General features: G+C 59.4%; 1 protein-coding gene. It reads left to right on the plus strand.

The window, feature by feature from the left end; genetic code table 11:
- Positions 1-98 precede the first annotated feature (98 nt).
- On the plus strand, positions 99-303 hold a 205-nt coding region (locus K7711_RS47190), incomplete at its 3' end, for a hypothetical protein (RefSeq protein ID WP_222979749.1).

Here is a 303-nt window from a genome sequence, read left to right on the forward strand (position 1 = left end):
ACCGACATGGCGAGTTGTGTCCTGTAGATTTCGCACACGGGTTGTGGCACAAACGGGTCCTCGCGCGAGCTGCAGATTCGCGAGAGCATAGTGGGCGGGTGCTGGTGGGACAGAATCGAATGTTTTCGCTCAGTCCACCGCGCGCGATCGGCGGCAATGTAGTGCGTTCGGTGTTGCGGCATGATTGGCGGATGGAGTTTCAGCTCGCGGTGTCGGCTCCGCCCGACAGTCACCGGTTCAGCATCGTGATCGAGCCGGAGGCAATGCAATACGAGTTTCCAGAGGAAGGCAAAGTCGTCCTCT

It is taken from the genome of Nocardia coffeae (assembly GCF_019890715.1).
GTDB lineage: Bacteria > Actinomycetota > Actinomycetes > Mycobacteriales > Mycobacteriaceae > Nocardia > Nocardia jiangxiensis.